The organism is Corynebacterium sp. AOP12-C2-36, assembly GCF_052379185.1.
Classification (GTDB): domain Bacteria; phylum Actinomycetota; class Actinomycetes; order Mycobacteriales; family Mycobacteriaceae; genus Corynebacterium.
Window position 1 is genome coordinate 130,786 of the sequence record NZ_JBQSYJ010000008.1, and the last position, 22,218, is coordinate 153,003.

22 protein-coding genes are annotated in these 22,218 nt (G+C 68.8%); 16 read left to right on the top strand and 6 right to left on the bottom strand.

Annotated elements, in window-relative coordinates:
• Positions 1-37 precede the first annotated feature (37 nt).
• From ACT3UN_RS08865 to ACT3UN_RS08890, 6 genes are all read left to right on the top strand, one after another.
• Positions 38-2,209, top strand: a complete 2,172-nt coding sequence (locus tag ACT3UN_RS08865) for a S9 family peptidase (RefSeq protein ID WP_301443772.1) — start codon at positions 38-40, stop codon at positions 2,207-2,209.
• Positions 2,210-2,337: 128 nt separating this feature from the next.
• The gene (gene purS / locus ACT3UN_RS08870; protein WP_301443773.1) at positions 2,338-2,583 is read left to right on the top strand and encodes a phosphoribosylformylglycinamidine synthase subunit PurS; all 246 of its coding nucleotides are present in this window, start codon (positions 2,338-2,340) and stop codon (positions 2,581-2,583) included.
• Entirely contained in the window at positions 2,580-3,251 is a 672-nt protein-coding gene (purQ, locus tag ACT3UN_RS08875) for a phosphoribosylformylglycinamidine synthase subunit PurQ (RefSeq protein WP_301443774.1), read from the top strand. Before purS ends, purQ begins: the two co-directional genes overlap by 4 nt.
• Positions 3,252-3,264: 13 nt before the next feature.
• Positions 3,265-5,616, top strand: coding sequence for a phosphoribosylformylglycinamidine synthase subunit PurL (gene purL / locus ACT3UN_RS08880; RefSeq protein ID WP_444656904.1), 2,352 nt, complete (start codon positions 3,265-3,267; stop codon positions 5,614-5,616).
• Positions 5,617-5,756: 140 nt separating this feature from the next.
• On the top strand, positions 5,757-6,644 hold the full coding sequence (locus ACT3UN_RS08885) for a hypothetical protein (protein ID WP_444656905.1): 888 nt from the start codon (positions 5,757-5,759) through the stop codon (positions 6,642-6,644).
• A 35-nt stretch (positions 6,645-6,679) separates the two neighbouring features.
• On the top strand, positions 6,680-7,579 hold the full coding sequence (locus ACT3UN_RS08890) for a hypothetical protein (RefSeq protein ID WP_301443712.1): 900 nt from the start codon (positions 6,680-6,682) through the stop codon (positions 7,577-7,579).
• Here the strand turns inward: ACT3UN_RS08890 and ACT3UN_RS08895 are convergent, their stop codons facing one another.
• The gene (locus ACT3UN_RS08895; RefSeq protein WP_301443714.1) at positions 7,580-8,545 is read right to left on the bottom strand and encodes an acyl-CoA thioesterase; all 966 of its coding nucleotides are present in this window, start codon (positions 8,543-8,545) and stop codon (positions 7,580-7,582) included.
• 157 nt (positions 8,546-8,702) lie between these two features.
• Between ACT3UN_RS08895 and ACT3UN_RS08900 the strand changes: the two genes are divergently transcribed.
• Both ACT3UN_RS08900 and purM read left to right on the top strand, forming a co-directional pair.
• Positions 8,703-9,098, top strand: a complete 396-nt coding sequence (locus tag ACT3UN_RS08900; RefSeq protein WP_301443713.1) for a sterol carrier family protein — start codon at positions 8,703-8,705, stop codon at positions 9,096-9,098.
• A 93-nt stretch (positions 9,099-9,191) separates the two neighbouring features.
• The gene (gene purM, locus ACT3UN_RS08905; protein ID WP_441578954.1) at positions 9,192-10,292 is read left to right on the top strand and encodes a phosphoribosylformylglycinamidine cyclo-ligase; all 1,101 of its coding nucleotides are present in this window, start codon (positions 9,192-9,194) and stop codon (positions 10,290-10,292) included.
• Positions 10,293-10,537: 245 nt separating this feature from the next.
• Here purM and ACT3UN_RS08910 read toward each other — a convergent pair whose 3' ends face one another.
• Together ACT3UN_RS08910 and ygfZ are read right to left on the bottom strand one after the other, a co-directional pair.
• Entirely contained in the window at positions 10,538-10,717 is a 180-nt protein-coding gene (locus tag ACT3UN_RS08910; RefSeq protein ID WP_038553056.1) for a DUF3073 domain-containing protein, read from the bottom strand.
• 165 nt (positions 10,718-10,882) lie between these two features.
• A complete protein-coding gene (ygfZ, locus tag ACT3UN_RS08915; protein ID WP_441582846.1) occupies positions 10,883-12,112 on the bottom strand; it encodes a CAF17-like 4Fe-4S cluster assembly/insertion protein YgfZ in 1,230 nt (409 codons plus the stop codon).
• Positions 12,113-12,222: 110 nt separating this feature from the next.
• Between ygfZ and ACT3UN_RS08920 the strand changes: the two genes are divergently transcribed.
• On the top strand, positions 12,223-13,131 hold the full coding sequence (locus tag ACT3UN_RS08920; protein WP_301442846.1) for an aminodeoxychorismate lyase: 909 nt from the start codon (positions 12,223-12,225) through the stop codon (positions 13,129-13,131).
• On the opposite strand, the gene ACT3UN_RS08925 is transcribed toward ACT3UN_RS08920, so the two are convergent.
• Complete coding sequence (locus tag ACT3UN_RS08925; protein ID WP_301442847.1) at positions 13,132-13,770, bottom strand: FABP family protein; 639 nt, start codon at positions 13,768-13,770, stop codon at positions 13,132-13,134.
• 66 nt (positions 13,771-13,836) lie between these two features.
• On the bottom strand, positions 13,837-14,760 hold the full coding sequence (locus ACT3UN_RS08930) for an LmeA family phospholipid-binding protein (protein ID WP_301442848.1): 924 nt from the start codon (positions 14,758-14,760) through the stop codon (positions 13,837-13,839).
• 177 nt (positions 14,761-14,937) lie between these two features.
• Between ACT3UN_RS08930 and ACT3UN_RS08935 the strand changes: the two genes are divergently transcribed.
• The 7 genes from ACT3UN_RS08935 (at position 14,938) to ACT3UN_RS08965 (ending at position 21,375) form a co-directional block, all read left to right on the top strand.
• The gene (locus tag ACT3UN_RS08935; RefSeq protein ID WP_301442849.1) at positions 14,938-15,618 is read left to right on the top strand and encodes a winged helix family transcriptional regulator; all 681 of its coding nucleotides are present in this window, start codon (positions 14,938-14,940) and stop codon (positions 15,616-15,618) included.
• Between the two features lie 46 nt (positions 15,619-15,664).
• Positions 15,665-16,663 carry a mycothiol synthase gene (gene mshD, locus ACT3UN_RS08940; protein WP_441582848.1) on the top strand — a complete coding sequence of 333 codons (999 nt, stop codon included), beginning with the start codon at positions 15,665-15,667 and terminating at the stop codon, positions 16,661-16,663.
• 143 nt (positions 16,664-16,806) lie between these two features.
• Positions 16,807-17,916, top strand: coding sequence for a phosphate ABC transporter substrate-binding protein PstS (gene pstS / locus ACT3UN_RS08945; RefSeq protein WP_441578958.1), 1,110 nt, complete (start codon positions 16,807-16,809; stop codon positions 17,914-17,916).
• 1 nt (position 17,917) lies between these two features.
• Complete coding sequence (gene pstC / locus ACT3UN_RS08950; RefSeq protein ID WP_301442852.1) at positions 17,918-19,021, top strand: phosphate ABC transporter permease subunit PstC; 1,104 nt, start codon at positions 17,918-17,920, stop codon at positions 19,019-19,021.
• Positions 19,022-19,038: 17 nt separating this feature from the next.
• On the top strand, positions 19,039-19,980 hold the full coding sequence (pstA, locus tag ACT3UN_RS08955; protein ID WP_301442853.1) for a phosphate ABC transporter permease PstA: 942 nt from the start codon (positions 19,039-19,041) through the stop codon (positions 19,978-19,980).
• A 34-nt stretch (positions 19,981-20,014) separates the two neighbouring features.
• On the top strand, positions 20,015-20,791 hold the full coding sequence (gene pstB, locus ACT3UN_RS08960; protein WP_301442854.1) for a phosphate ABC transporter ATP-binding protein PstB: 777 nt from the start codon (positions 20,015-20,017) through the stop codon (positions 20,789-20,791).
• Between the two features lie 65 nt (positions 20,792-20,856).
• On the top strand, positions 20,857-21,375 hold the full coding sequence (locus ACT3UN_RS08965) for an AAA family ATPase (RefSeq protein WP_301442855.1): 519 nt from the start codon (positions 20,857-20,859) through the stop codon (positions 21,373-21,375).
• A gap of 96 nt (positions 21,376-21,471) precedes the next feature.
• Here ACT3UN_RS08965 and phoU read toward each other — a convergent pair whose 3' ends face one another.
• Positions 21,472-22,209 carry a phosphate signaling complex protein PhoU gene (phoU, locus tag ACT3UN_RS08970; RefSeq protein ID WP_301442856.1) on the bottom strand — a complete coding sequence of 246 codons (738 nt, stop codon included), beginning with the start codon at positions 22,207-22,209 and terminating at the stop codon, positions 21,472-21,474.
• Between the last annotated feature and the right edge of the window lie 9 nt (positions 22,210-22,218).

The following is a 22,218-nucleotide window of genomic DNA, read 5'->3' on the forward strand; positions in this document are numbered from 1 at the left end:
TGAACGGCGTCGGGTGGGGCGTCTACCATCGTGTCCCATGGATGTGAACCCACCGGTAGCCAAGAAGAAGCCCGTCACCCGTAGCTTCCACGGCCGTGATGTCGTCGACGACTACGAGTGGCTGCGCGACAAGGACAATTCCGAGGTCCTGGCGCACCTCACCGCCGAGAACGCGTACACCGACGCCCGTACCGCCCACCTCAAGCCCCTGGAGGACGCGGTCTTCGAGGAGGTGAAGTCGCGGATCCAGGAGACCGACCTCTCCGTCCCGGTGCGGTCGGGGCAGTGGTGGTACTTCTCGCGTACGGAGGAGGGCAAGAGCTACGCCACGATGTGCCGCATCCCGGTGGACACCACCGACGCGGACGCGGCGTGGACGCCGCCGGAGATCGTGGCGGGGGAACCCGCCGCCCGCGAGGAGGTCCTGCTGGACTGCAACGTCCTGGCCGAGGGCGAGGAGTTCTTCAGCCTCGGCGCGGCGAGCATCACGCTCGACGGCACGCTGCTGGCGTACTCCACGGACACCGTCGGCGACGAGCGCTTCACCCTGCGGGTGAAGGACCTGGTCAACGGCGTCCTGCTGGACGACGTCCTGGAGGGCGTCGCCTACGGCGCGACGTGGGTGGGCGACGACCACCTCTTCTACCAGCGCGTGGACGACGCCTGGCGTCCCCACGAGATCTGGCGTCACCGTATCGGCACCCCCGAGAGCGAGGACGTGTGCGTCTTCCGCGAGGACGACGAGGCGTACTGGACCGGTGTCGGCGTGACCCGTTCGGAGCGCTTCCTGCTGGTCTCCACCGCCTCGAAGACCACCTCGGAGACGTGGTACCTCGACGTCTCGGAGGCCACGGGCGACCCCGAGGGCGAGCTGACCTGCATCCGTCCCCGCGAGAAGGACGTGCAGTACGACGTCGACCACGTGGTCGTCGGCGGCGAGGACGCCTGGCTGGTCGTGCGTGAGGAGCTCGAGGGTCTGCCCAACGGCGAGGTCGGACACCACCCGCTGGGGACCATCGACAGCTTCGACGGGGCGTCCTACGAGGTTGTCGTCGCCCACCGCGACGACGTGCGCGTCGAGGGAGTGGACTGCTTCGCCGACCACCTCGTGCTCGCCACCCGCGAGAACGCCATCGAGAAGCTGGCGCTGATGGACGTCTCCGACGCCGCCGGCGGCTGGGGCACCTTCGAGCCCATCGGGTTCGACGAGGAGATCTACTCCGCCGGCACCGTCGGCAACTCCGAGTGGGAGTCGCCGGTGCTGCGCATCAGTTACACCAGTTACGTCACCCCGGCGCAGGTGTGGGAGATCGACCTGCGCACCGGTGAGCGCACGCTGCGCCGCGAGCAGACGGTGCTCGGCGACTTCGACCGCTCCCGCTACACCGCCACGCGCCGCTGGGTGGACGCCCCGGACGGGGCGCGCATCCCCGTCTCCCTGGTGCACCGCACCGACGTCTCCCTCGACACGGGCAACCCGGTGCTGCTGTACGGCTACGGCTCCTACGAGGCCAGCATGGACCCGTACTTCTCGGTGTTCCGCCTGTCGATGCTCGACCGCGGCGTGGTCTACGCCGTCGCCCACGTCCGCGGGGGCGGGGAGATGGGACGCACCTGGTACGAGCAGGGCAAGGAGCTGAACAAGACCAACACCTTCACCGACTTCATCGCGGTGGCGGACGATCTCATCGCCGCCGGCATCACCACGCCGCAGCAGATGGTCGCCGAGGGCGGGTCCGCCGGTGGGCTGCTGATGGGCGCGGTGGCGAACATGGCACCGGACCGCTTCGCCGGTATCGAGGCCGTGGTCCCCTTCGTCGACCCCCTGACCAGCATCCTCATGCCGGAGCTGCCGTTGACGGTCACGGAGTGGGAGGAGTGGGGCGACCCGTACCACGATCCGCAGGTGTACGACTACATGGCGACCTACTCGCCGTACGAGAACGTGACCGCGCAGGCCTACCCGCCGATCCTGGCGATCAGCGGGCTCAACGACACCCGCGTGCTCTACGTCGAGCCCACGAAGTGGATCGCGAAGCTGCGCGAGGTCGCCGGCGAGGTCGACGGCGAAACCGGTGACTTCCTGCTGAAGACCGACATGACCTCCGGTCACGGGGGAGTGTCGGGGCGCTACGAGAAGTGGCACCAGTCCGCCTTCGAGACCGCCTGGGAGCTCGACCGGATGGGTGCCACGGAGCTGCTGGACTGATCAGGTTTCCTGACCTGCTGTTCCGAGGGGGACCCCGCGCCCGCCGGTTCGCGATGTCCGGGCCACCCGGTATGGTGGTGCCTTGTTCCCCACCTACAGCTAGCAGCAAGGAAACAAGAGGAAACCCAGTGGCACGTGTCGTAGTCAATGTCATGCCCAAGGCCGAGATCCTGGATCCCCAGGGACAGGCCGTCGTTCGTGCCCTGGGACGCATCGGCGTCTCAGGCGTCGAGGATGTCCGTCAGGGCAAGCGTTTCGAGCTGGAGGTGGACGGCTCCGTCTCCGCCGAGGAGTTGGACCGCATCGCCTCCACCCTGCTCGCCAACACGGTGATCGAGGACTACGAGGTCGTATCCGCTGAGGTCACCGAGTGAGCGCGCGCATCGGGGTCATCACCTTCCCCGGCACCCTGGACGACGTGGACGCCGCCCGCGCGGTGCGCATCGCTGGTGCCGAGGCCGTGGAGCTGTGGCACGCGGACGCCGACCTGAAGGACGTCGATGCCGTCGTCGTCCCCGGCGGGTTCTCCTACGGTGACTACCTGCGTTCCGGGGCGATCGCCGCCCAGGCGCCGGTGGTGCGCTCGGTGGTCGAGAAGGCCGCCGCCGGCATGCCGGTGCTGGGCATCTGCAACGGCTTCCAGATCCTCACCGAGTCCGGGCTGCTGCCCGGGGCGCTGACCCGTAACCAGGGCCTGCACTTCCACTGCACCGACGCCGAGCTCGAGGTCGTCAACGCCGACACGGCGTGGACGTCTTCGCTGGACGCCGGGCAGCGCATCATCATCCCGTCGAAGCACGGGGAGGGCCGTTTCCAGGCCTCGGCGAACACCGTCGCCGAGCTCGAGGCGGAGGGCCGGGTGGTCTTCCGCTACACCGACAACTACAACGGTTCGGTCAACGGCATCGCCGGGATCAGCTCCGCCGACGGGCGGGTCGTGGGCCTGATGCCGCACCCGGAGCACGCCGTGGAGACCCTGACCGGGCCGTCGTTGGACGGCCTGGAGATGTTCCTGTCCGCCGTCGGCACCGTGGCAGCCTGAGGAGATACAGCACATGACTGACTTGAACGACACCGTCGCCCAGGCGTCCGCCACCCCGGACCTGGACCAGCCGTGGGCAGAACTGGGCCTGAAGCCCGACGAGTACCAGCGCATCCGTGACATCCTCGGCAGGCGTCCCACCGACGCCGAGCTGGCGATGTATTCGGTGATGTGGTCGGAGCACTGCTCCTACAAGTCCTCCAAGGCGCACCTGCGCTACTTCGGTGAGACCACCACCGAGGAGATGAAGTCGAAGATGCTCGCCGGCATCGGCGAGAACGCCGGCGTCATCGACATCGGCGACGGCAACGCCGTGACCTTCAAGGTCGAGTCCCACAACCACCCGTCCTACGTGGAGCCCTACCAGGGCGCGGCCACCGGTGTCGGCGGCATCGTCCGCGACATCATGGCCATGGGCGCCCGCCCGGTCGCGGTGATGGACCAGCTGCGCTTCGGCGCGGCGGACGCCCCGGACACCCAGCGGGTGCTGCCCGGCGTCGTCGCCGGCGTCGGCGGGTACGGCAACAGCCTGGGGCTGCCCAACCTCGGCGGCGAGACGGTCTTCGATGCGTCCTACGCGGGTAACCCGCTGGTCAACGCGCTGTGCGTGGGTACGCTCAAGAGTGACGACCTGAAGCTCGCCTTCGCCTCCGGCGTCGGCAACCGGGTCATCCTCTTCGGCTCGCGTACCGGGCTGGACGGCATCGGCGGCGTGTCCGTCCTGGCGTCCGACACCTTCGAGGAGGGTGCCGAGCGCAAGCTGCCGGCCGTGCAGGTCGGCGACCCCTTCGCCGAGAAGGTGCTCATCGAGTGCTGCCTCGACCTGTACAACGCCGGCGTGGTCGTCGGTATCCAGGACCTCGGCGGCGCGGGCCTGTCCTGCGCCACCGCCGAGCTCGCCGCCGCCGGCGACGGTGGCATGCACGTGAACCTGGACAAGGTGAACCTGCGTGCCGAGGGCATGACCGCCGCGGAGATCCTCTCCTCGGAGTCGCAGGAACGCATGATGGCCGTGGTCACCCCGGACAACGTGGACGCGTTCATGGCCGTGTGCGAGAAGTGGGAGGTCATCGCCTCCGACCTCGGTGAGGTCACCGACGGCGACCACCTGGTCATCGAGCACCGTGGCGAGATCGTCGTCGACGCCGACGCCGCCACCATGGCCGACGAGGGCCCGGTCTACGACCGCCCCGTCGCCCGCCCGGACTTCCAGGACGCGCTCACCGTCGAGCCCGGCCTGGCCCGTCCGACCTCGGTCGACGAGCTGCGCCGCACCGTGCTGGACCTGGCGGCGTCGCCCGCCCTGTGCTCGCGCGCCTTCATCACCGAGCAGTACGACCGCTACGTGCGCGGCAACACCGTGCTCGCGAAGGACGCCGACGCCGGAGTGCTGCGCATCGACGAGGAGACCGGCCGCGGCATCGCCGTGGCCACCGACGCGTCCGGTCGCTACACCAAGCTCGACCCGAACACCGGTGCCCGCCTGGCCTTGGCCGAGGCGTTCCGCAACGTCTCGGTCACCGGCGCGACCCCGGTGGCGGTGTCGAACTGCCTGAACTTCGGCTCCCCGGAGGACGCCGGCGTGATGTGGCAGTTCCGCGAGGCCGTCCACGGCCTGGCCGACGGTTGTGCCGAGCTGGCGGTGCCGGTCACCGGCGGCAACGTGAGCTTCTACAACCAGACCGGTTCCGAGGCGATCCTGCCCACCCCGGTGATCGCCGTGCTCGGCACCATCGACGACGTCGCCACCCGCATCCCCACCCGCCCGACCGGTGGCGACCACGTGCTGCTGCTCGCCGGCGCGGAGACCTCCGACGAACTCGGTGGCTCGATCTGGCAGCAGGTCGCCCACTCCACCCTGGCCGGAATGCCGCCGACGGTGGACCTGGGTGCCGAGCAGAAGCTCGGTACGGCCATGGGTCAGTTGCGGGGCGCCGTCGCCTCGGCCCACGACCTTTCCGAGGGCGGCCTGTCCCAGGCGGTCGTGGAGTACGCGGTGCAGTCCGGCGCGTCTGTCTCCGTGGACCCGCTGGCCGCGCTGGCGTCCGACGCGACCACCGGTGAGGCTGTCGCCGACGTGTTCACCGGGCTGTTCTCCGAGACCGCCACGCGCGTGCTCGTCGCCGTGGACGCCTCCGACCCCTCGGCCGTGGACAAGGTCGAGGCTGTGTTCGCCGACAACGGTGTGCCGGTCAGCCGCATCGGTTCCAGCGTCTCCGTGGAGGATTCGCAGGACGCCACGATCGCCGTGACCACCGCCGGCGCGGAGTTCTCGCTGCCGGTCACCGAGGCGAAGGCTGCCTGGGAGGGCACGCTGCCGTCCCTGTTCAGCCACGCCGTGGGAGCGAACTCCGTGGTGGAGTAGCTCGGCACCGCCAGGTTCTGAGACCCGCCGTGGGGAAATCTCCCCACGGCGGGTTCTTTTTATATGTGTTGTTGATAACCTTCCACTGACTTCACTGGGTGCCAGCATGGCATCCTACGTTTCACGAGGGAAGAATTCTCATGGCACACTATGACATCTACCAGTCCCTGGGGCTGGACCGGAGCGCTCCCACGGGGGAGCTGGACCGGGTTCTCGCCGACCGGATGGCCGCGACACCGCAGGACGATGCTGCGGCGCTCGACGAGCTGACCACCGCACGCGCGGTCGTCGGCAACGATACCCGGCGCTCGCTGTACGACCAGAGGCTCGGCGACCCGAACGCCGAGGACATCGACGTGGCGTCGCTGAAGGAGCTCGCTGCGCTCGACGTCGGACCTCCGGCGGGACAGCAGGGAGAGCAGGGGCAGCAGGGGCAGGCAGTCCAGTTCGCCCGCAACGCCGGCGACAAGGCGGGTGCCGCCGGCCGTCAGGTCCAGGACTCGTTCCGCCAGTCCAAGGGCCTGGCCATCGGCATCACCGCGGTGGTCACCGCCGTGGTCGTCCTGCTGGTCGGCTGGGGACTCGGCGCGTTGACGGGCGGGGACTCCGGGCAGCAGGACGATCCGGACGCCATCGCGCTGGTGGACGACATGCTCGACCACTCGGACTCCGACGAGCTCCGTACCTGGTTGCGGGAGAATACTACCTACCAGTACCGGGATGAGCTGATGCAGGCGATGAACGTCGGGGAGGGCCGCAGCAGTTCGTTCAGCGGTATGGACTCGCTGTTCTCAGGTGGCGGCCTTCACGCGCAGACCTCGATCAATCCGGAGCACATGGCGGTTCTGGGTGGTGGAGCTGACTTCGAGTCCTTCGTCGATGACGGGTTCTCCGAGGAAGAGGCCAAATCACGCCGGATCGTCGGGATCGCGGACAGCTCGGGCGACTACAAGGGAATGGTCGCGATCATCGAGCAGGGCGGGGATCTCAAGATCTTCAACGTCATCAACGCATCCAATTTCCGCTAGTCGACGCGCCCCACTCGAAGAAAGAGAAACCACTCATGGCACATTATGACCTCTACCAGTCACTCGGGCTCTCCCGGCAGTCCTCGCCGGCGGAACTCGGCACGGAGCTCGACGGTCGACTGGCGCAGGTGCCCGCAGACGATGCGGGACTCCAGGACCAGCTCTCCACCGCACGCGCGATCCTCGGCGACGAGACCCGGCGCTCCCTCTACGACCAGCGGCTCGACGATCCGTCGGCACCGGAGATCGACGTGGTCTCCCTCCGCGAGCTGGCCGCGCTCAACACCGGCGACGCGACAGCGCCTGCCGGCGCGACGTCCGGCGCAGCGTCCGGTGGGGCAGGACAGTTCCAACAGCACGCGGGCCAGTTCGCCCGCACCGCCGGCGGCAAGGCGTCCGCTGCAGGCCACCAGGTCCAGGACTCCTTCAAGCAGTCCAATATCCTGGCGATCGGCATCACCGCCGTGGTCACCGCGGTTGTCGTGGGCCTGGCGGGGTGGGCGTTGGGCCTGTTCGGCGGGGGTGACCCCTACAAGGCCTCGAAGTCGGTAGTCGACGACATGCTCTCGCAGGAGGGCGAGGAGGACCTGCGCGACTGGGTCACGGAGAATTCGGTCTCCCAGTCCCGCGACGAGGTAATGAACAGTTTCGGGCTCGAGGACGGTCAGTCCTTCGTCGGGCTCGACTCCTACTTTGGAGGCAGTGACTTCCGGGCAGGGGACACCGTGATCACCATCGACCAGCTCAAGCTGAACATCATGGAGGATCCGGAAGAGCTCTATGAGGGCATCGAGGAGGAAGGGTTTACCCGGGAAGAGGTAGACAGCATGAACGTGGTGGGTGTCGTGGACGGAGACGATGAGACCCGTGGAAACGTGATGCTGCTCGAGATAGACGGCGACTACCAGGTCATGGGAGTCGACTACTTCGTCTGATCAGTTCATCGGGTACTGGCTCTCGTCGCGCAGCGGGTCCACCAGGGGCATGGGCCGGTACTTGGTACGCAGTTCGCGCAGCGTGGCGGCGTGCTGGGACAGTCGCTTGTCCTCCGGCGTGGTGGGGGTGAACTGCCGGGCGGCCAGGGGGTTGCCGTCGATGTCGGTGGCGATGTACGTCATCGAGGCGTGGATGCCGACGGGGAGGTTGCCGGTGCCCTCACGCGGGTCGCCGGCGCGCAGGTGCACCGAGACCGACATGCTGCGCACGTCCGTGCGGATCACGCGGGCCTCGACCTCCACGAGGTCGCCGATGTGCACGGGACGGTAGAAGCGGAAACCGCCGGCGTAGACCGCCACGGTGCGCTCCCCGGTCCAGGCCGAGGTGCAGGCGGACGCCGCCTCGTCGATCCACTCCATCGCCGTGCCACCGTGGACGTTGCCGCCCCAGTTCACGTCGGTGGGCTTGGCCATGAAGCGGTGCGTCATCCGCGGGGCGGTGGTGGCGGCAGGGTCGGAGGAGTAGCTCTGCTTGAGCATCTCCTCCTCGATGGCCTTGCGCAGCTGCACGCGCGACAGGGCCGCCTCCTGCACCCGCAGGCCGGCCTCGGAGCCCGGCTCGAAGTGCGGCACGGGCATGGACTTCCGGTTCTCGTCCATGGCGACGAAGATGACCAGGCAGTCGCAGGCGCGGGTGAACACGCCCTCACGCGGGTCGGCGGAGAGCACCTCGTTGACGATGTGCATCGAGGAGCGTCCGGTGTAGACGATGCGTGAGCGCACCTCGACGATGTGGCCCGAGGGGATCGGCCGGGTGAAGTGGATGTGCCCCACGTAGGCGGTCACGCAGTACGCGCCGGACCAGCCGACGGCGCAGGCGTAGGCCCCCTTGTCGATCCACTCCAGGACACGACCGCCGTGGACGCCCCGTGCCCCCTGCATGAGGACGTCGGTCGGCGCAGCCATGAAGCGCAGCGTCGTCTCCGGCTGCAGCGCCCGTTCCTGCTCGTCTGCCCCTGTAACTGCCACAATCTGCCTTTCGTCTCACTGGTGAACACCGCCATACTACAGTCCCCGCCAGTGCCGCATTCCATCCCCGTGCACTCCCCGTATCATCGGGGGCATGTCACCGAGGCCGACGAAGACGACAGACCCCGCAGCGCTGCGCTCCGCGATGGTGGAGGTGTGGCCGTGGGCACGTGACCCGCAGGACGTCCCGCGCCCGTCGCGCAGCGTCGTCGCCGCCGCCGTGCGGCTGAGCGTCGCCCAGCTCGAGCAGGACGCCCCGGGGCACAGTGTCGAGGTCAGGGTGCCGCCGTTCGCGGCGGCGCAGTGCGTCGAGGGGTCGGTGCACCGGCGGGGGACGCCGCCGAACGTGGTGCAGTGCGATGCGCTCACCTGGCTGCGTCTGGCCGGCGGTCTCATCGACCTGGACGGTGCCGTGGCCGCGGGCGCGGAGGTGTCCGGGGCTCACGCGGGTGACGTATCGCACTGGCTGCCGGTCGTCCGGGGTGTCTGAGTACGTCGGTCGCTGGTGGCACCGGGTAGGCTGGGTTCGGTTCAACGCAAGAACTTCCTGCACGACGATCACCGCGAGTGAAGGCGAATTACTTTGACAGACCAGACCGATCCCCGCGACAGTTCCGGAGGCGCGAGCTACGCGGCCGCCGGCGTGGACATCGAGGCCGGCGACCGCGCCGTCGAGCTGTTCGCACCCATCGCCAAGAAGGCGACCCGACCCGAGGTCAGGGGAGGTCTCGGCGGCTTCGCCGGCCTGTTCGCCCTGGGGGACTACGAGAAGCCGCTGCTGGCCTCCGGGTCCGACGGAGTCGGCACGAAGCTTGCGGTGGCGCAGGCGATGGACAAGCACGACACCATCGGACGTGACCTGGTGGCCATGGTCGTCGACGACCTGGTCGTCTGCGGCGCGGAGCCGCTGTTCCTGCAGGACTACATCGCCATCGGCAAGGTCGTGCCCGAGCACGTCGCCGAGATCGTCTCCGGCATCGCCGCCGGTTGCATCGACGCCGGCTGCGCCCTGCTCGGCGGCGAGACCGCCGAGCACCCGGGCCTGATGGAGCCGGGCGAGTACGATGTCTCCGCCACCGCCGTCGGCGTGGTCGAGGAGGCCAAGCTGCTCGGCCCGGACCGCGTGCGTCACGGCGACGTGGTCATCGGCATGGCCAGCTCCGGCCTGCACTCCAACGGCTACAGCCTGGCGCGCCACGTCCTGCTGGAGAAGGCCGGCCTGGCGCTGGACGGCTACGTGTCCGACTTCGGACGCACCCTCGGCGAGGAGCTGCTGGAGCCGACGAAGATCTACGCGCTCGACTGCCTGGCGCTCGCCTCGGAGTGCGACGTGCACACCTACTCCCACGTCACCGGTGGTGGCCTGGCGGCGAACCTGGCCCGCGTGATCCCGGAGGGCCTCGTCGCCGAGCTCAACCGTGGGTCCTGGGAGCCGGCGCCGGTCTTCCGCACCATCGCCCAGCTGGGCAAGGTGTCGCAGGAGGAGATGGAGAAGACCTTCAACATGGGAGTCGGCATGGTCGCCGTCGTCGGTGAGGACGATGCGGAGCGCGCCCTGGCGATGCTCACCGCCCGCCACATCGACGCCTGGAAGCTCGGCCACGTCCGCCTGGCCGCCGAGGACGGCTCGGAGAACGGTGCCGCCGTGCGTGCCGAGCTCGTGGGGGAGCACCCGCGCACCTAAGCGCCCGCGCCCGCACCTAAGCGCCGCAGCCAGAGGGGCCAAGATCGAGCGTGGGATGGTTGAATCATCGGGTTCAAACATCCCACGCTCGATCTTGGCCCCTGACGCTTGTCCGGTGCTTGTCCGGTGCTTGTCTATCTAGGGCACGCGAAAACCGGCGACCGGGCCCGTCCACGTCATCGGTTCATGACGTGGACCGGGCCCGGGCACCGGCGTTCACTGCGGGGAGGGGACGGAGATGACCGTCAGCGGCCTTCGTCCTCCTCGGCGCTCCAGTCGTCCCACTCCTCGTAATCGTCCTCGGTGGAATGCCCACTCTCAGTGGACAGCTCACGCTGGAGACTCTCGAGATCCATGTCTGGAGAGCTGTACTTGAGCTGACGGGCAACCTTGGTTTGCTTTGCCTTGGCACGGCCGCGACCCATGGCCTGACCCCCTCGGGTTGTCAATGGAGCAGCCAGGGATTTGAGCTGCTCTCGCATCTTTCAGTGATTCTGTTCTGTCCCCACCATAGCGGGTGAGGGCGCAGTTGTCAGAAACAGACCCGCCCTGAATTGCCCGTCAGCATCGTCATCGCAGGTGAACGCCGGTCAGATTTTTCCCTTCAGCTTGTTCACGGCCGCGCGGCCGGGCCGGACCGTGTTGTCGACGACGATGTCGTCGGGGTCCACGGCCGCGTCCACCCCGTCCACACTCAATGCCGGGGTCTTGTTCTCCCCGGACGCCCGGTCGGCCGCGAGTTTCTCGATGACCTGGCGTTTCACCAGCGCCAGGGCCACCGGACCCTCCTCGGCGTCCTGCACGGTCAGCCCGATGCGTCCCACGCTGCGCCCGCCGGCGGTGACCGCCGCACCGACCTCTGGCAGGGAGTGGCCGGAGCCGTCGAGCTGCAGCACCACGAGCTGGCGCGGCGGGCGGCCGAGGTTGTGCACGCGTGACACCGTCTCCTGCCCGCGGTAGCAGCCCTTGTTCAGGTGCACGGCGGAGGACGTGGGCCCGTCGTCGGCGCGGGCGAGTTGGGTCGCGCTGTGGGCGCTGGGGGTGTCGCCGCCGATGTATCCGGGCACTTCGTGGGGGATGAGGCGTTCGTCTGTGTCGACGCCGAGCAGCGGCCGGCGGTCGCGGATGCGCAGGGCGTCCGCCGCCCAGCCGCCGACGGGGCGCGCACCGGTGGACGCCAGGGTGTCCCACACCTGCGTCACGGTCGACACGTCGACCCACAGGTCGGTCACCGCGTGGCCGCCGAGGGTACGCGTCGCCCAGTACCGGACCCCGGACGCGGCGCTGCCGTCCAGGCCGTCCAGTCCCTCCGGCGCGCCGGTGCCCGCCTGCGCGGCGGGGGAGGACGCCGGGTTGACCACACTGATCAGGGCCAGTTCCGGCGTGGTGACCTCGACCTGTGCCCAGAAGACCATCTTCGACAGGAAGTCGGCGAGGGCGGCGGGGTCGGAGTCGCCCGGGGCGTCCAGCAGGAGGGTGTCGGTGTCCACCGCGGCGATGCCGAAGGCGTGCTCCACGCGTCCCTGGATGTCCAGTATCAGGCCGTTGGTGGTCTGGCCGACGCCGATCGCGTCGACCTTCTGGGAGATCAGGTTGTTCAGCCAGGTGGCCGCCTCCGGCCCGGTGACCAGGACGGCGGTGTGCGACCAGCCGTCGATGAGGCCGGTGTCTCCCTCGTCCACCGTCGACTGCTCGATCAGTGGCCTTCCGTAGTGGCGCGCGGTGGCCGCCAGGAGGGGCCGGTGCGCGTCGAGACCTGAACCGTCTTCCGTGCTTGCCCCTGGGACGTGGTCGGCCAGGGGGCTGTGCGTCTGACTCACGTACCCCACCCTAGTACCGAAGTGCCCTCCTTGTCAGGCACACGGTCAGGCACACGGTCAGGCACACGGTCTGGCGCACGGTCTGGCAGGCGGCATCTAGACTGGTCGCCATGAGCGCCGACAGCACCACAGAGAACACCATGGACGACACAAAGGACGTGGCGGTGGACGTGCGTCCGGCCTCCGACGCCCCGCCGCAGCTGATCGACCCGACGGTGCCGGTGATCCACCTCGACGACCTCGCCGCACGCCGCGGCGACGGCATCTTCGAGACCCTCATGGTGCGCTCCGGGCGGGTGCGCAACCTGGACCTGCACCGTGACCGTTTCGTGCGTGGCGCGGCGCTGCTGGACCTGCCCGCACCGGACACCGACCGGTGGCTGCAGGCCACCGACATGGCCTTGTCCTCCTGGGAGGACCAGGGGGGCGGGGAGGCCGCCCTGCGGTGGATGTACTCGCGTGGCCGTGAGTCCACCGGTCAGGTCACCGGGTGGGTGACGGTCAGCGGGGAGTCCGCCACCGCGGTACGTCAACGGCGGGACGGGGTGCGGGTGTTGACCGCGCACCGTGGTTTCAGCCTGAGCGTCTCCGAGGACTCGCCGTGGGCGTTGGTCGGGGCGAAGACGCTGTCCTACGCGATGAACATGGCCGCGTTGCGCCATGCGGCGTCCCAGGGACTGGACGACGTGATCTTCAACGGCGACGACGACCGCGTCCTGGAGGGGCCCACGTCCACCGTCGTCGCGGTGACGGGGCGCAGGATGGTGACGCCGACCCAGCAGGCCGGCGTCCTGCCCGGCACCACCCAGGCCTCGCTCTTCGAGCTGGCCGGCGAGCGTGGCTGGGAGGTGGCACAGGAGCCGCTTACCGTGGCGGACCTGCGGGAGGCCGACGGGGTGTGGCTGGTGTCCTCGGTGCGCATCCACGCCCGGGTCACCGAGATCGACGGGCGGTCGCTGCCGCGCCCGGAGCAGGCCGACGAGGTCGAGGCGCTCGCCGTGGAGGCCGCGACCCGGTGATTAACCGATCACGCGGCTGAGCTCGGCGGACATCCACGGGGTAAGTTCCCCGCTGCCACCGTTCTCGGCGCGCTCGTCGACCCAGCCGAGGTTGTTGTTCGGCATCAGGCCGTAGAGGCGCTTGCCGGGGCCGAAGTTGCGCGGGCCGGTCTCCGAGGCCAGCGTGGAGGCGCTCTCCAGCTGCCAGGCGCGCTCGTTGCGCGGGCGGCCGTACATCACCTCGACCACACCGGTGCTGTGCACGGTGAGGAACTCGATGTCGTCGTTGTCGCTGATGCGCAGGAAACCGGTCTCCCGGATGTCCTGGCCGGTGGCCTCGCCGTCGTCGTCGAGCCGCCAGATGCGGGAGCTGTAGCTGATGTAGTTCTCGCCGTCGTGGGCGAACACGATCTGCTGGCCGAAGGCGTAGTCCTCGGAGCCGCCGACGGGGGAGGCGTGGCCCTCGCCACGCCACACGCCGACCAGCGGCAGCAGAGCCAACAGCCCGTCGTGCAGGTTCGGGCCCTGACGCAGGTTGGCGGTGTCCTCGGCGACGGGCAGGTCACCGAGGGTGGGGATGTTGCGTCCGGCGGTCTGCTTGGACTGTTCCTCCGCGCGGGCGACGGCCTCGTTACCGGAGATGGGGTTCTCGCTAGTCATGTGTGACAGCGTACCGGTCCGCCCGCGGCGGGACCGGAAGCGGAGCGGGGATCTGGAGCGGGGGAACTACAGTCCGGCCTGCTCGTCCTCGTCCAACGGGCCGGAGCTCGGCGCCAGGTCGGCCACGCTCACCCGCGTGTAGTTCTGCTCCGCCTCGATGAACAGGGTGCCGCCGGCGGTGTACACGCGCCGCGGCGGGCTGCGGAACGGCAGGTTCTCCCCGGGCATCTCCAGGGTGAAGGCGTCGAGGACCTGCTCGGTCAGCTCGTCGTCGAGATCCTCCGGCGCGGTGGAGTGCGGGGTGTCGGTGATCTCGGTGGGGCTGAGGTACACGTCGCCCTGCCACACGCGCAGGCGGACACCCACCTCGTAACGTCCCGAGTCCTCCTCGGACAGCCCGTCGGGGGTGCCGGAGAGGTAACCCTCGGTCTCCCAGCCGCCGGTGGGCGAGGAGTTGTCCTGCGAGGCCAGTCCGAGGTCGTCGATGCCCATGCGCTCGCCGAGTTCCACGGTGTCCATCTGCACACGGGTGAACACCTCGCGGGCGGGGGCGTCGGTGAAGTCGCCGGAGAGCACCGCGTCCTTGCCGAGGGTGATCTTCGTGGCGGACGACGACACGGTGACACGGCCGAAGCCGGGGATCTCCACGTCGGTGGACTCCACCTGGATCGACGGCACCTCGTGGGTGAACACGGCCGCGAGGTAGGGCGTCCCGGTCACCTGCACGTGCGGCGGGGTGGCCAGGTTCGCCTCCTCGAAGATGCGGTCGGAGATCCTCTTCTCCACCCGCGCGGCGACCAGGCTGTCGGCGACGACGGCCGCGCCCACGGTGGCGGCGAGGACGGCGACCACGACGAGCAGGACGGTGACCGCGCGGCGGCGCGGGCTGCGACCCTGACGACCCTGACGGCGCTCGCTGCGTCCTGCGTCCTGTCCTGCGTCCTGGCCGTCGTCTCGTCCTGAGGCGGGGGTTTCGGTGGTCTCGGTCACCGCCCCAGCATACAAAGTGGCGGGGGTGGGGCCGAATGTGCGAAATGTTACGGATTCGTTTCGAGGCTGTTGCGGTGGTCGGTCACCGAGATTATGCAGGTCCGGCCGGTGTAAAGTGGTGACGGTGCCGGGACGCAACGGTCCCGGCGAAGTCACACCGAAGGAAGGACGACGGCCTTGAAACTGACCGTGCTCTCTGACAAGGACGACGTTTCAGAGGTGCTTCCGTCGCTGGCACTGCTGTCCCACGAGGTGGTCATCCTGCGTCCCGCACCGTCCTCGGTGAAGGAGATCAGCGGCGCGGAGGTCGTGATGATCGACGTCACCGGCGCCAACCTGCTCGGCGCCCGCGACCTGTGCCGTTCCGTCGCCGCGGCGTACCCCACGCTGCCGGTGTCCGTGGCCATCGAGGAGACCAGCGTGATCGCGCTGGACGGCTCCTGGGCGGTGGACGACTTCCTCCTCCCTTCCGCCACGCCCACCGAGGTCGACGCCCGCCTGCGCATGCTGATGACCCGCCGTCCGGTGCCCGTCGAGGAGGCCGAGGACAGCCAGGTCGCCACGATCGGCGGGCTGATAGTCGACGAGGTCACCTACGTCGCCCGGGTGGAGGGTCGCCCGCTGGACCTGACGTACAAGGAGTTCGAGCTGCTGTACTTCCTGGTCAAGCACGCCGGCAGGGTGTTCAGTCGCGAGCAGCTGCTGCAGGACGTGTGGGGCTACGACTACTTCGGCGGCACCCGCACGGTGGACGTGCACGTGCGTCGCCTGCGCGCCAAGCTCGGCCACGAGTACGAGAAGGTCATCGCCACGGTGCGTAACGTGGGCTACAAGGCAGTGGAACTGGATGGGGCCTGAGACAGCCCCGAAACAGCCCCCGAAACAGTCCGAGGAGAGGACGACGATGAGCACGAACGAGACCGACCAGACACCGGACACAGGCAGGGTGGACCCCGTACACCGCGAGTTCGTCCCGGGGCAGGACGCACCGCTGCGCGAGGGCATCGACGCACTGCTCGCCGCGGTGGAGGACGCCGACGGTGTGCCCGCCTACAGCGAGGCGTTCCTGCGCTCGCTGGACGGGACGGAGGGTTATCGCCACCTCGTCGCCGAGGTCGCCGGCGGGGACGGCGGGGAGAACACGGTCGTCGGCGTGGTCTCCGTCAACTCGTCCTACGTCGCCGAGCTGGCGGTGCGTCCGGACGTGCGCCGGCGCGGCGTGGCGACGGGCATGCTGCGCGAGATCGCCCGGCACATCGACGTGGAGCGTCAGCTCAGCGTCTGGTCGCACGGCGACCTGGAGTCGGCGAAGGGGTTCGCCGACGGGCGGGGTGCACGGACCACCCGTGAACTGCTGAAGATGTCGGTCGACTGCTCTGGTGCCGAGCGCCGTGAGGCGTTGCTCGCCGGGCGCGACGAGGCGCTCGCCACCGTCGGGGAGGAGGGTCTTCAGGTCCTGGACTACACTGCGGCGGCCGAGGCCTTCGGTGCCGGGCACGTCGACACCGAGTGGCTGCGCGTCAACAACGAGGCCTTCGCCTGGCACCCGGAGCAGGGCGGCTGGGACCAGGGCGCGCTCGACGAGGCCCGGGAGGCGGACTGGTTCGACCCCGCCGGCGTCCTCTTCCTCTTCGACGGGGAGGAGTGCCTGGGGTTCCACTGGACGAAACGTCCGGACGGCGACCCCCACGGCGAGGTGTACGTGGTGTGTCTGGCGGACGCCGCCCGTGGCCGTGGGCTCGGCGGCCCGGTGACCCTGGTCGGGGTGGGGTACCTGATCGACGGGGGAGCGCAGGCCGTTGACCTGTACGTAGAGGGCGACAACGCCCCGGCCGTGGCGACCTACCGCCGTCTCGGTTTCGAGGTCGTGCACCGCGACGTGGTCTACCGCGGCATGGTGTAGCTGGGGTGCGGCGGCGGCTCACATCCGCCGTGAATATATTCATCTTCCGTTCACCTCCAGGGTGTCTCACGTCCACCACCGGTGGCTAACGTACGGTGCGTCGTCAACCCACAACGCATGTGTAAGGACTACCCACTGTGAAGATCTCGACCTCCCGCCGCCGCACCCTGACCGCTGCGGCAGCGACCGTCGCCGCCGGCTCGCTCGTCCTCACCGGTTGCTCGAACTCCAACTCCGGTGACGGGGACGGTGCCTCGACCGACAGCTCCTACGAGCTCTCCGACACCCAGGGCGAGCTCCGCGGAGAGGGAGCCAGCTCCCAGCAGAAGGCGATGGAGCAGTTCGGCGTCGCCTACTCCTCCGCCGTCCCCGGTGCCGTGCTGGCGTACAACGCCACCGGTTCCGGCGCGGGCCAGAAGCAGTTCATCGCCGACCAGGTCGACTTCGGCGGTTCCGACTCCGCCCTCGACGAGGAGCAGGCCGCGGCCGCCGCGGAGCGCTGCGAGGACAACCCCGCCTGGCACCTGCCGATGGTCGTCGGCCCGGTCGCGGTGGCCTTCCACCTCGACGGTGTCGACGACCTGAACCTGTCGGTGGAGACCGTCGCCAAGATCTTCAAGGGCGACATCCGCAACTGGAACGACGAGGCCATCGCCGCCGAGAACGAGGGCGTGGACCTGCCCGACATGCCGATCGACGTGCTCTACCGCGCCGAGGAGTCCGGCACCTCCGACAACTTCCAGTCCTTCCTGAAGACCGCCACCGACGGCCTGTGGGAGGACGAGGGCAAGACCTTCCCGACCCGCGTCGGTTCCGGTGCGCAGGGTTCCTCCGGTGTGGCCGACCAGGTCAAGGCCACCAACGGCTCGATCACCTACGTGGAGTCCGGTTTCGCCACCGCCAACGACCTGGGCATCGCCAACCTCGACTTCGGTGCCGGCCCGACCGAGCTCAACGCCGAGACCGTGAACAAGGCCCTCGACGAGGTCGCCTTCTCCGGTGAGGGCAACGACCTGGTCGTGGACTCCGAGGCCCTGTTCTCCATGAAGGAGGAGGGCGCGTACCCGCTGGCGCTGACGACCTACGAGATCGTCTGCTCCGCCGGCTACGACGAGGACACCGCCGCCAAGGTCAAGGACTTCCTGCACACCATCCTCGACAACCAGAACGACCAGCTCGAGGAGTCCGGCTACATCCCGCTGAGCGGTTCCTTCAAGGAGAAGCTCGAGACCGCCGTGGACGCGCTGCAGTAGCATGACCAACTCCCACCCCGAGACGGACCCCGAGACGCCCGTGGCGGCAGACGGCGGGCAGGACGGCACGACGCAGGACGCCGCGGCGTCCGGCACGTCCGGCACTGACGGTGCCGCCGGCGCATCCGGCGCGTCCCGCCGCGGTTCCGACGGTGCGGTGAAGCGCACCGGGGACCGCGTCTTCGAGACGCTGTCGACCGGTGCCGCCGCGCTGATCACCGTGATCATCGGCGCCATCGGACTGTTCCTGCTGCTGCAGGCGATCCCCGCGCTGTCGCGGGAACGCGACGGGTTCCTCAGCTTCTTCACCTACGGTGACCGCTGGGACCTGAACCACAGCACCAACGAGGGCGGGTGGATGCAGTTCGGGATCCCGAACATGTTCTTCACCACCGTGATGGTCTCGGTGCTGGCACTGCTGATCGCCATGCCCGTCGCCCTGGGCATCGCCGTGTTCCTGTCGAACTACTGCCCGAAGCGGGCGGTGCGGCCGCTGGGATTCGTCATCGACCTGCTCGCCGCGGTGCCGTCCATCGTCTTCGGCATCTGGGGCATGCAGGTGCTCGGCCCGGCCCTCGGCGGGTTCTACGAGTGGCTCACCGGCTGGGCCGGCGGGTTCATCCTCTTCAACTGGGAGCAGGGCACCTCACCGGCGTTCTCGACCAGCCGCAACATCTTCACCGGTGGCATCGTCCTGGCGATCATGATCCTGCCGATCATCGCCGCCACGGCGCGCGAGGTGTTCGTCCAGACCCCGCGGGGTCAGATCGAGGCGGCACTCGCCCTCGGCGCGACGCGCTGGGAGGTGGTGCGCATGACCGTCCTGCCGTTCGGCAGGTCCGGCTACATCTCCGGCGCGATGCTCGGCCTGGGCCGCGCGCTCGGTGAGACGATGGCGCTGTACATGGTCATCGCCTCGGCCCCCGGCTTCCGCGGATCGTTGATGGACGGCGGCACGACCTTCGCCACCGCCATCGCCAACGCAGCCCCCGAATTCAACGACGACCTCAAGGCCGGCGCCTACATCGCCGCCGGACTGGTGCTGTTCGTGCTGACCTTCCTGGTCAACGCCGCCGCCCGGTCGCTGGTCAACAACACCAAGTAGCGGAAAGGACGACTGCGATGGCCACGTCTGTGCCCACTGACCCCACCGAGCTCGACAACCGCCCGCACTCCGCACTGGCGCCGAGCGGCTTCACCGACATCTCCACCGGCCGTAAGGCCCGCAACGTCCTGGCCACCGTGGTCATCTACGCGACCATGGGCCTGGCGATCCTCCCGCTGGTGTGGGTCCTGTTCGTGCTCGTGCAGCGCGGCATCCCCGCCCTGCTCAGCGTGGACTGGTGGATCTACGACATGTTCGGCCAGCTCTCCAACGTCGCCGGCGGCGGCATCGTGCACGCCGTGATCGGCACGCTGACCCAGGTCGCGGTGACCACCGTGATCTCCGTGCCCGTCGGCATCTTCACCGCCGTCTACCTCGTGGAGTACTCCCGTGGCGGCTGGCTGGGACGCACCACCACGTTCATGGTCGACATCCTCACCGGTGTGCCCTCCATCGTGGCGGCCCTGTTCGTCTACGCCCTGTGGATCACCATGTTCGGCTTCGAGCGCTCGGGCTTCGCCGTGTCGCTGTCGCTGGTGCTGCTGATGGTGCCGGTGATCGTGCGCAACACCGAGGAGATGCTGCGCATCGTGCCGATGGACCTGCGTGAGGCGGCCTACGCCCTGGGCGTGCCCAAGTGGAAGACGATCGTGCGCATCGTGCTACCCACCGCCCTGTCCGGCATCGTCACCGGCGTGATGCTCGCCGTGGCCCGCGTGATGGGTGAGTCCGCCCCCGTGCTGATCCTCGTCGGCGCGACCCCGGTGATCAACTGGAACGTCTTCGACGGCAACCAGAGTTCGCTGCCCCTGTTCATGCTGGAGATGTACAAGCTGCAGGCCAGCGACGAGGTGCTGCTTCGACTGTGGGGCGCGGCCCTGACCCTCGTGGTCCTCATCGGCGCACTGAACATCGGGGCGCGGTTCATCTCCAACAAGTTCTCGATCAAGTCCAGCTAGAGACCAGCCAGAAAACCAGCTAAGGAAACAGACCATGGCCAAACGCCTCGACCTGCACGACGTGAACATCTACTACGGGGACTTCCACGCGGTGAAGGACGTCAACCTGGAGGTTCCGCCGCGCTCCGTGACGGCCTTCATCGGCCCGTCCGGTTGTGGCAAGTCCACCGTCCTGCGCACGCTCAACCGTATGCACGAGGTCATCCCGGGCGCCTACGTGGAGGGCGACGTCCTGTTGGACGGCGAGAACATCTACGGCCGCAACATCGACCCCGTCGGCGTGCGCAACACCATCGGCATGGTGTTCCAGAAGGCCAACCCGTTCCCCACGATGTCCATCGAGGAGAACGTGATCGCCGGGCTCAAGCTCGCCGGCGAGAAGAACAAGAAGAAGCTGCGCGAGGTCGCCGAGAAGTCCCTGCGCTCGGCGAACCTGTGGGAGGAGGTCAAGGACCGCCTCGACAAGCCCGGCGGCGGGCTCTCTGGCGGTCAGCAGCAGCGACTGTGCATCGCCCGGGCGATCGCCGTGGAGCCGGAGGTGCTGCTCATGGACGAGCCGTGCTCGGCACTGGACCCGATCTCGACGCTGGCGGTGGAGGACCTCATCCACGAGCTGAAGGAGGAGTTCACCATCGTGATCGTCACGCACAACATGCAGCAGGCTGCGCGCGTGTCCGACCAGACCGCGTTCTACTCCCTGGAGGCCACGGGTAAGCCCGGCAAGCTGGTGGAGGTCGGGCCGACGAAGAAGATCTTCGAGAGCCCGGAGCGCAAGGAGACCGAGGACTACATCTCCGGGCGCTTCGGCTAGATTCCCCACTCCCACCCCCGACGACGGTTCTGTGCCAGAGTGGGGGAAAGTGAAAGGAGTCGGTGATGGCACCGGTACATATCGTCCTGATGGGGGTGAGCGGCAGCGGCAAGGCTCCGCTGGCCGCTGAGCTGCAGCAGCGCACCGGGTTCACCGGGGCGACGGCGGAGGGGCTGCAGCCCGAGGAGGTCCGCAGCCGGATGGAGGCCGGCGGCTTCCTGACACCGGAGGAACGCCTGCCGTGGGCGTACTCCATCCGCGACTGGCTGACGGAGCAGGCGCAGCAGGGGAACTCCACGGTGGTGGTGAGCCTGGGGCTGGGGCGCCGTGCACGCGACATCTTCCGCGAGGCCGAGGGCTTCGTGTTCTTCGTGCACGTGCACGGCACCGCCGACGTGATCCGCGACCGCTCGCTGAAGCGGACCGGCGAGTACCCGGACGAAGAGGTGCTCACCGCCCAGTACGCCGAGCTGGAGCGCCTGCGCGCCGACGAGGCCGGCGTGCGGGTGGACGCCGCGCAGTCCCCGGAGGTGCTGGCGGACGCGGCACTGGCGGCGTTGACGGCACTCACCGCGCAGGACTGACCGCGCAGGACTGACGCGCCCCGGACGAACAACCCCCCAGGTCGGTGATGCCGACCTGGGGGGTTGTCCGCGCGTGGACGTGGGGGAGGGGGACCTTTAGAACGGGTCGGCGCCGTAGCGGCGGCGGATCTCGTCGAACTGCTCGCGCATGGTCTCCTGCTGCTCCTCGGAGCGCCGGGACACCTCGTATTCCTGGGGACGCTTGCCGGTGGCGAGGTACACCACGCGGGTGCCGATGTTCACCGCGTGGTCGGAGTAGCGTTCGAAGAAGCGGGACAGCAGGGTCACGTCCACGGCGGCGGAGACCGGGTAGGGCCACTCCTTCTTGCCGGTGATGTGGAACATGTGCTCGTGGAGGTCGTCGACGGCGTCGTCGTCGAGGGCGAGCTCCATGGCCTTCTCCGGGTCGTAGGTGACGAGCACGTCGTGCAGCTTCTCGCCGATGCCGTCGACCAGGCGCGCCATCTCGCGGAAGTAGGGCTGGGTGATCTCCGGCACGGCCGACTCCGGGTGGCGGCGCCGCGAGGTGCGGGCGATGTGCACGGCGAGGGTGGCCATGCGGGCCAGGTCCTCGACGATGTAGGTGCCGGAGACGACCTGGCGGAGGTCGCGTGCCACGGGGCCCTCCAGGGCGAGCAGCTCGAAGGAGCGGGACTCGGCACTCTGACGGAGGTCCTCGATGGCGGTGACGGAGCTGAGAACCTGCTCGGCGGTGTCGATGTCCTGGTTGAACAGGGCGTCGCACGCCTGAGACATCATCTGCCGGACCTGGTCGGCCATGAGTGCGAGCTCATGGGCGAAGATCCGCATCTGTTCCTGGTACACGGTGCGCATGGCGCCAGT